The sequence below is a fragment of the uncultured Methylovirgula sp. genome (assembly GCF_947646745.1).
GTDB lineage: Bacteria > Pseudomonadota > Alphaproteobacteria > Rhizobiales > Beijerinckiaceae > Methylovirgula.
On sequence record NZ_CANSHK010000031.1, the window covers coordinates 35,248 to 41,790 of the forward strand.

Here is a 6,543-nt window from a genome sequence, read left to right on the forward strand (position 1 = left end):
TAGGCCGTGAGAGCCTTTGCCGCCCTGCCGCCGCACGCCCCCGGCCTCAAGATCGGGCTGTTCGGCGGCAGCTTCAATCCGGTTCATGAGGGTCACCGCGCCGCCAGTCTCCTCGCCTTGCGGCGGCTGGGCCTCGATCGCGTCTGGTGGCTGGTCAGTCCCGGCAATCCCTTGAAAGATACGCGCGACCTGCCGGCGCTCGACCTGCGCATGGCGGCGGCCGAGACATTCGCGCATGACGCGCGCATCGTCGTGACCGGCTTCGAGGCGGTGATCGGCGCGCGCTATACCTATCAGACGATTCTCTATCTCAAGACCCGCTGCCGCGGCGTGCATTTCGTCTGGATCATGGGGGCGGACAATCTCATGAGCTTCGAGCGCTGGAAACACTGGCGCACCATCGCCGCCAATGTGCCGATCGCCATCATCGATCGGCCCGGTTCGACGCTATCGGCAACGCATACGAGCGCTGCCCTGGCCCTCGGCCGTCATCGCTACGATGAGAGCGATGGGTTGATCTTTCCGCTGGTGCGGCCGCCGGCGCTCATCTTCCTGCACGGCCCGCGCTCGGAATTGTCGTCGACGGCACTGCGCGGCGAAGCGCGCTAGGTTCAGATATATTGCGCGAAAAATTCGAGCGTCCGCTGCCGCGCGAGCGTCGCGCTCGCCGGATCGTAGGAGGGACGGTCCGTGCAATTGAAGCCGTGATCGGCGGGATAGATATGAATCGTGATGTCGGGATGGGCGCGGCGGATTTTCTCGACGTCGGCGAGCGGAATGCTTTTGTCCCGGTCGCCGAAATGCAACATGACCGGACAGCGCAATTGCTCCGGCGGCAAAGCCGCAATGCCGGAACCGTAATAGCCGACCGCCGCCGCCAGGCCCTCGACGTGCTGCGCGGCGGCGAAGGCAAGCGTGCCGCCCCAGCAATAGCCGACGATGCCGACCCGCCCCGCGGGCTTCGCCGCTTCGACCGCGGCGGCTATGTCGGCGAGCGATTGCTCCAATTTGACCTTGGCGCGGATGGCGACGCCCTTGGCCGCGTCTTCCCCGCTGTAGCCGAGTTCGACATCGGGCTCGGCGCGATCGAAAAGCGCCGGGGCAATCACATGGTAGCCTTGCGTGGCGAAATCGTCGGCAACATTGCGGATATGCCGGTTGACGCCGAAAATCTCCTGCAGGACGACGAGGCCGCCGCGCGTCTCGCCGGCAGGAACGGCCTCGTAGGCGCCGATCGTCACTCCGTCCTTGGCGGTCAATTTAATCAGCTTGCCCATGTCGGTCGTCCCATTTCTCGATGTCGTCGTGCGCGATCGTCGCCGCCGCCTCGGCAACCGGGCGCCCGCCCAGCACCAAGCCCGGCGCAATCTCGGCCAATGGGACGAGAACGAAAGCGCGGTTGAACAGTTCCTTATGCGGCAGAACGAGCGCCTCCGACACAAGCGATTGCGTGCCGTAGAACAAAATGTCGATATCGATCAGCCGCGGCCCCCAGCGCACGGTTTTCGTGCGGCCCATTTCGGTCTCGATTTTTTTCACCGCCGCGAGAAGATGTTCCGGGTCGAGTTCCGTGCGCGCCAGGGCAGCGGCATTGGCGAAAGGCGCCTGGTCCTTGTAACCCCACGGAGCTGTTCGATAGATCGATGAAACCTTAGTAATCTCGACCGCGCCGCTTTCGCGCAACAGGCGCAGGGCCTCGCCGATATGCGCGCGCGCATCGCCGATATTGCTGCCAAGGCCGAGACCGATCTCGGTCATGCTACGCATGCCGGACGGCGTTCGATCGCATCGAACACTTTGAATGCCGCGACATGTTCGGCGACATCATGCACACGGAAGACCGAGGCGCCGCGCGTCGCGGCAATGATGTTGGTCGCGATCGTACCGATCATGCGCTCATCGACCCCGGCGCCGAGGATCGGCGCGAACAAGCTCTTGCGCGAAACGCCGACGAGCAGCGGCAATGCGTAATCCCTGAAATGATCGAGGCCGCGCAACGCGATCAAATTCTGGTCCTTGGTTTTGCCGAAGCCGATGCCAGGATCGAGGATAAGATGGCGGCGCGGAATGCCGGCTTTTTCAGCGAGCGCAAGCGAGCGGTCGAAGAAACGGCGCATGTCGCTCAGAATATCGAGGGCCGGATCGACGCTGTCGCGATTGTGCATGATGACGGCAGCCGCGCCGCCTTCGGCGACGACATCGGGCATGGCCGGGTCGCGCTGCAAGCCCCAGACGTCGTTGACCACGGCGACGCCGTCGGCGATAGCGGCGCGCGCCACCGCTGCCTTCGAGGTATCGATCGAGACCGGCAAGGGCGTCGCCCGGACGATGTCGGCAAGCAGCGGCTTGAGCCGCGCGAGTTCCTCAGCCTCCGGCACCGGCACATGGCCGGGCCGCGTCGATTCGGCGCCCACGTCGAGGATGTCGGCGCCCTCTTCGGTGAGCTTGCGCGTTTGCGCCAAGGCGGCATCGTGCGACTGGAACTTCCCGCCGTCAGAAAAGGAATCCGGGGTGACATTCAGAATGCCCATGATCGCCGATCTCTCGGCGAGCAAGGCGAGGAATTGGTCGCGTTTCTGTTGCATCGCGCTTCAATAAGCGAGCCCGGCGCCGGCGTCGAGCCTCCGGCACCTTGCCCTCGCCCCGCGCGGGGCCTATTTCGACGGCGCCGCCGCCGATGGGCCCGCTGCCCCGCCCAAGTCCCAGACGCGCGCCGTCGTGTCGAAAGAGGCGGTCAGCACATGCTGCCCGTCCGGGCTGAATTTCGCCCGCACCACTTCGCCGCCCTGGCCGGCGAGAACCAGCAGCGAGGCGCCGGTCGCCGTATCCCAGATCCGGGCCGTCGAATCATAGGAGGCGGTCGCGATCTTCTTGTCGTCCGGGCTGAAGCTTGCCGACACGATCGCCCGATGATGGCCGAGGAGCGTGGCGAGCTTGGCGCCCGTCTTGGCGTCCCACAAGACGCCGGACTTGTCGGTCGAACCAGTCAAGATTTTCGTGCCGTCGTGGCTGAAGATGGCGAATTCCACCGCCCGCGTATGGCCGAGAAGCGCCTCGATGAGCGCGCCGGTGCGCGCGTTCCAGATGCGCGCCGTCTTGTCGCTCGAGGAGGTCGCAATCAGCTTTCCGTCGGGACTGTAGGTGACACCCGTGACAATGCCATTGTGGCCCGTCAGCGTATAAAGCGGCGTGCCGCTGTTGGCGTCCCAGACGCGGGCCGTGTGATCGGCGGAGCCGGTGACCACGCGCATGCCGTCCGGACTGAAGATCGCGTGCATGACGGCGCCGGTATGGCCGGTGAGCGTCGCGACGAGCGCGCCGGTCGAGGCGTCCCAGACCTTCGCTGTGTTGTCGCGCGAAGCGGTGACGACCAATTTACCGTCGCGGCTGAATTCCGCGTCCTCGAGCGGATCGGTATGGCCCTTGAACGTCAAGAGCAGCTTGCCGGTCGCGACATCCCAGAGCTTTGCCGTCGCATCTTGCGCTGCGGTCAGCACATGCGCGCCGTCGGGACTGAAGCGCGCCGTCCGCACGCCCGCGGTATGGCCGCTCAGTGTTTGCAGCAGCACACCGCTGTCGGCATTCCAAATCCGCGCCGTCTTGTCGCTCGACGCCGTGACGATCTTTTTGCCGTCGGGACTGTATTCGGCATCGGTGAGATCGGCGGTATGGCCGACGAGCTGGATGAAGCGCAGCCGCGGCGACGGCGGCGGATCGGCCCAGCTTGACTCGATCGGCAATGCAACGCTCCAAGCCAACGCGCAGGCGCAGAGCGACAGGATCAGACCTAAAACTCCGGGCATTTTGAACGGCCCCCGTTGGCCGCCGACAGATTTTATACAGGCCATTGGCTTGGTCCTTTTTATGTGGGACCGCTTGGTCACCCCGCCCTCCACACCGATTAGGGCTTGGTGCAATTCGTCAGATCTTTCTTCTCGATCGAGAAAATCTTGCCTTCATCGACCTTGACGGACTTCGCCTGGCAGACGCTGCCGTCCTTGTAGGTCATGCGCGCATCGTAGGTCCCGGTCGGCACGCCCACGATCGCCAGACGCTCGTCGTCATCAACCGAATCGTCGCGATCGTTCTTGCACTGGTCGGGACCCCATTTGCCGGTGCCCGCCGGGGCCAGCTCGAATTTGACGATGGTGTCGCCGGTGATGTTCCAGAATTTCGTCTTCGGCGCCGCATCGGCGGACGCGATGCAGAGGCTGCCGATGCAGGCAAGGCTGAGGGCCGCCAGATAGGGCTTTGCCCACAATTTCGATGTCTGCCGCGGCATGTTTCCTCCCAATCTTCGTTTTATTGTTCACGCTAGGGCCGGATCGCCAAGCCCCAGGGCAAGCGGCCGACGGGCACCGATTTCGTCGGCCGCAGCGAGGCGACGTCGACGACCGTGATGTCATTGGTCTCGCCATTGGCCGAATAGAGTGTCGAACCGTCCGGACTCAGGGCCGTGTGCCATGGGCGCTGGCCGACCAGCACGTAATCGATGACGTTGTAATTCGATGTATCGACGACGGCGAGGCGGTTCGCCTTGCCCAGGGAGATGAAGGCGCGCTTGCCGTCCTTCGTGAACGTGATGCCGACCGGCGAGATCAGCTCGGGCCGGACGCCCGGAATGGCGAAATGGATGACATTCAGGATTTTGTAGGTCTTGGCATCGATGACCGAGACCGTGCCGCCGACCTCGGACGTCACCCAGACCTTGGATCCGTCGGCGGTAAACTCGGCATAACGCGGCCGCGAATCGACCAGGATATTGGCGAGCACCTTATAGGTCTTGGTATCGATGAAATGCGCCATGCTGGTCGATTCGGACGTCGCGACGACGATGCGACCATCGGGGCTCACCGCCATACCTTCCGGCTCGACGCCGATCGGCACTTCCTCGATCGTATTGCCGGTCTTGAAGTCCATGATCGTGACAAGACTGTCGTCCTCGTTGGCAACATAGAGAATCTTGCCGTCGGGTGAGATATTGAGAAGTTCCGGATCGGAGCCGGAATCGAACTTGCGCGTCACCTGGAACGTATTGGCGTCGATCATGGCGATCTGGCCATCATCGCCGAGGCAGACGACGATCGTCTTATGATCCGGCGTGATGATGATGCCGCGCGGGCGATGGCCGACGGCGATGGTCTTGACGACTTTCAGGCTGGCGCTGTCGACGACCGAAACCGTGTCGTCCTTCTCGTTCGAGACGAAGATCACATAGGCATTGGCCTCAGCCGCTGCGGCAATCGAAAACAAAAGAACAGCGACGCCGAAGAGAAGGATTTTGCGGAGTTTCGTCATCGCCTGCTTACGCCCTCACTTGAAATGGCATTTGCTTTCCGGCTGATCGAAGCCGAGCGTGTCGGTCAGATAATTCGGATTGAGGAAGCCTTCCTGCGGCGAGACCGAGACAAGATCGCGCGCGCTCGCCAGAATGATCGGCTGGCGCAATTGCAAATCCCATTTACGGAAATTCATCGTTTCGCCTTTGTAGCCGGCGACGCCGAAATGGTCCGACAAGAGGTAGGCGCGCAAAGGCGCCGGCTGAATGGTATTCGAGCGCAGGATTGCCTCGCCGAAGGCGCGGATGCCGAGCCAGGCGGAATAATCGCGTTCGGTCATGATCCGCCCGACTTCGCGCTCGAAACGATTCTGCAATTGCGTGCCGCCATATTCCTCGAATGAACGATGCCAAGCGACGGCGATCAAGCCCTGCGTGCCGACGACGGGGCGCGGATCCCAGGTGCGATAGGGCATGTATTCGCCGAAAACCTGGCTCTCGTCGGCGACGAAAGCCACGTCATAGGGCGGCGCATTCTGGGTGACGAGCGGCAATTGCTGCTGCACTTGTTGATGGCCGGTATCGGTGCGGCGCGAGCCGGCGGCGTAGGTATAGAAACGCTCGTCAACGACCTTGGCGCCGAATTTTCGCGCAGACTGCTTCACGTCATCGGCATAGGCGAGATCGGCCGCATGCTTGCCCGAGACGAGCAGCCAATTGGTCCAATGCTTCCAGACGAGATATTGCGCCAAGGCATCGGTGCGCATCGCCGTCTCGGGAAGGAAATGGAAGACGTTCGCGCGGCACTGCTCCTGCCGCAAACTGTCATCGCTGGTGCGGATGTCGAAAATGATCGCATCCTTGGCCTCGGGCATGTCGGCCAGTGCGAGAAGGTCGTCCTTTTCGAGATCGGCGATGATGAGCTTATGAGTCGCCAGCGCGGCGCGTGCCTTGGCTTTGAAATCCGCGTCGAGCGGCAGGATCATCTCGGTGAGATGATAGGTCTGGTTGACGAAACGGCCGGTCTGCGCATTTTCCTGCAATGCGATCCGGGCGCCCTGGATGCCCTCATCGGTGACGATCTTGTCGAGAAGCGAGAGCGGCGGCGGCTCTTCATATTGCCGGCCGAGGTAAAGAATATCGACATTGAGCGGCGCGGGCTGCGCCGGCGCGGCTTGCGCTGACGGAGCGGCGGCGGGTGCTGGCTGCCCAATAGCCGCCCCGGCGGCGGCAAAGGGGAGAATGCCGGCCGTAAGCCACAGAAC

At 63.0% G+C, this 6,543-nt stretch carries 8 protein-coding genes; 1 reads left to right on the forward strand and 7 read right to left on the reverse strand.

Features of this window, described 5'->3' with window-relative positions:
- Positions 1 to 6: 6 nt before the first annotated feature.
- On the forward strand, positions 7 to 609 hold the full coding sequence (locus Q0025_RS10450; RefSeq protein ID WP_297298733.1) for a nicotinate-nucleotide adenylyltransferase: 603 nt from the start codon (positions 7 to 9) through the stop codon (positions 607 to 609).
- 2 nt (positions 610 to 611) lie between these two features.
- Here the strand turns inward: Q0025_RS10450 and Q0025_RS10455 are convergent, their stop codons facing one another.
- From Q0025_RS10455 to Q0025_RS10485, 7 genes are all read right to left on the reverse strand, one after another.
- Positions 612 to 1,277 (reverse strand): dienelactone hydrolase family protein, encoded by a 666-nt coding sequence (locus tag Q0025_RS10455; protein WP_297298735.1) that lies wholly within the window; start codon positions 1,275 to 1,277, stop codon positions 612 to 614.
- Positions 1,261 to 1,758, reverse strand: coding sequence for a 2-amino-4-hydroxy-6-hydroxymethyldihydropteridine diphosphokinase (folK, locus tag Q0025_RS10460; RefSeq protein WP_297298737.1), 498 nt, complete (start codon positions 1,756 to 1,758; stop codon positions 1,261 to 1,263). The genes Q0025_RS10455 and folK overlap by 17 nt, the downstream gene beginning before the upstream one ends.
- A complete protein-coding gene (folP, locus tag Q0025_RS10465) occupies positions 1,755 to 2,585 on the reverse strand; it encodes a dihydropteroate synthase (RefSeq protein WP_297298739.1) in 831 nt (276 codons plus the stop codon). The genes folK and folP overlap by 4 nt, the downstream gene beginning before the upstream one ends.
- Before the next feature lie 69 nt (positions 2,586 to 2,654).
- Positions 2,655 to 3,803: a WD40 repeat domain-containing protein gene (locus Q0025_RS10470; protein ID WP_297298741.1), complete on the reverse strand. Its 1,149-nt coding sequence runs from the start codon at positions 3,801 to 3,803 to the stop codon at positions 2,655 to 2,657.
- A gap of 98 nt (positions 3,804 to 3,901) precedes the next feature.
- The gene (locus tag Q0025_RS10475) at positions 3,902 to 4,282 is read right to left on the reverse strand and encodes a hypothetical protein (RefSeq protein WP_297298744.1); all 381 of its coding nucleotides are present in this window, start codon (positions 4,280 to 4,282) and stop codon (positions 3,902 to 3,904) included.
- A 32-nt stretch (positions 4,283 to 4,314) separates the two neighbouring features.
- Entirely contained in the window at positions 4,315 to 5,298 is a 984-nt protein-coding gene (locus Q0025_RS10480) for a PQQ-dependent catabolism-associated beta-propeller protein (protein WP_297298746.1), read from the reverse strand.
- A 15-nt stretch (positions 5,299 to 5,313) separates the two neighbouring features.
- A partial coding sequence (locus Q0025_RS10485; protein WP_366939447.1) for an ABC transporter substrate-binding protein occupies positions 5,314 to 6,543 on the reverse strand: 1,230 nt, incomplete at its 5' end.

Bases quoted from the DNA above. Each gene is read 5' to 3' on its own strand.
- Q0025_RS10455 (WP_297298735.1), bottom strand. From the start codon at position 1,277: ATGGGCAAGCTGATTAAATTGACCGCCAAGGACGGAGTGACGATCGGC.
- folK (WP_297298737.1), bottom strand. From the start codon at position 1,758: ATGACCGAGATCGGTCTCGGCCTTGGCAGCAATATCGGCGATGCGCGC.
- folP (WP_297298739.1), bottom strand. From the start codon at position 2,585: ATGCAACAGAAACGCGACCAATTCCTCGCCTTGCTCGCCGAGAGATCG.
- Q0025_RS10470 (WP_297298741.1), bottom strand. From the start codon at position 3,803: ATGCCCGGAGTTTTAGGTCTGATCCTGTCGCTCTGCGCCTGCGCGTTG.
- Q0025_RS10475 (WP_297298744.1), bottom strand. From the start codon at position 4,282: ATGCCGCGGCAGACATCGAAATTGTGGGCAAAGCCCTATCTGGCGGCC.
- Q0025_RS10480 (WP_297298746.1), bottom strand. From the start codon at position 5,298: ATGACGAAACTCCGCAAAATCCTTCTCTTCGGCGTCGCTGTTCTTTTG.